Consider the following 1,347-nt stretch of genomic DNA (forward strand, 5'->3'; position numbering starts at 1 on the left):
CAAATGAACTGTTTTTTAAATTCACTTGATAATACCCTGTATTCGCTAAATTACAGTTTTCGTATTGACTATTTTTCATATCTTTATTTGTAACTACACTCTCTTTGTTTGAGCTTGTTTTTATTCTTTTCACGTAACAATACTCATCTTCCGATTCAAAAATCATTTGGTAGCCCATCTTTTTATAAAAGTGATGATTATTAATTTGTCTACTAGATGTTTCGAGATCCCAAATCTTTATGTTTGGATATTCCTTTTCTATTAATTTCATAACATGTGATCCAATTCCTTTTCCTTGATAAACAGGATCTACAAAAATACGATCAATTCGACCGTACGACTTACCAGAAATCGTAACTATTATCCCTCCAATTATTTCTTTATCCATTACAACTTTGAAAGAATCCAATTCTTCAATGGAATATTCCATCATTTCAACTGAAGAATACCCTGGCGGTTGAATGTTATAATCAATGACATCATCTTGGCCGTATAGCCATTGTTTTGCTTCTGCATCAAATGTTCTTTTCATTATTTCTGTTAATTTCTCAGCATCTAAAATTGTAGCTTTTTCTATAGATATTCTCGTCATTTTCGTTTTCCCCTTCATTATTACAAACCAACCATTTTTGTGAATGCCATAATTATCAATTCACTTTTATTTTTAATGCTTTTCCCATTATTACATATGGAACATCATTTGTACTTGGATGAAATGGCTCCAATATATTTATCCAATCTAATCTTTCATATAACGAACGTGCTTTTTCATTGTTTATTTGTGTTGTTAAAACACTCGTTCTATTTGGAATCCCTTCTAGTAATTCATTATGTAATTTCGTTCCAAGACCTTCATTTTGATATTGTGGGTGGACTGCTAACTCTACAAATTCAAAACAATCTTGTAACCATTCGTCTACTTGCTCTAGATGTAACGCTTCTCTCATTAATTGATTATAGTACTGTCCCTCCATTGAGCGATAACCATAAGTAAAGCCAACTACTTCATTTTCATCATTTATTGCTACTATACCTTTAAAACCTGTATATTCTATATGCCTATTCATTCGCTCGATTATTTCATTGAAATTTATTTTCTCAAATACTTTACAATACAATTTTGCCATATCCCCAATTAAGATTTCATCTTTTTCAATGCTTACGAATTTCACTTTATTCCCCCCTGTTAAACATTTACATACTTAAAATTTTAAAAACAAAGAAAATTAATACTAATCACTCTCTTTACTATTAAACTACAAATCACCCTATATTTTCCACAATTACTTAGTATTAATGAATAAAAGAAGAGACCATGTAATATCAACATGGTCTCTTCTTTTATTC

The 1,347-nt window shown here is 29.9% G+C and carries 2 protein-coding genes; both read right to left on the bottom strand.

From position 1 onward, the window contains the following. Positions 1-610: GNAT family N-acetyltransferase (locus ABWK52_RS29375; RefSeq protein ID WP_353772382.1), on the bottom strand; the 610-nt coding region annotated here is incomplete at its 3' end. Between the two features lie 37 nt (positions 611-647). Beyond that, entirely contained in the window at positions 648-1,172 is a 525-nt protein-coding gene (locus tag ABWK52_RS29380) for a GNAT family N-acetyltransferase (protein ID WP_000673963.1), read from the bottom strand. Positions 1,173-1,347: the final 175 nt, after the last annotated feature.

Origin of the sequence: Bacillus sp. AP50 (assembly GCF_040492675.1) — a bacterium.
Lineage (GTDB): Bacteria > Bacillota > Bacilli > Bacillales > Bacillaceae_G > Bacillus_A > Bacillus_A cereus.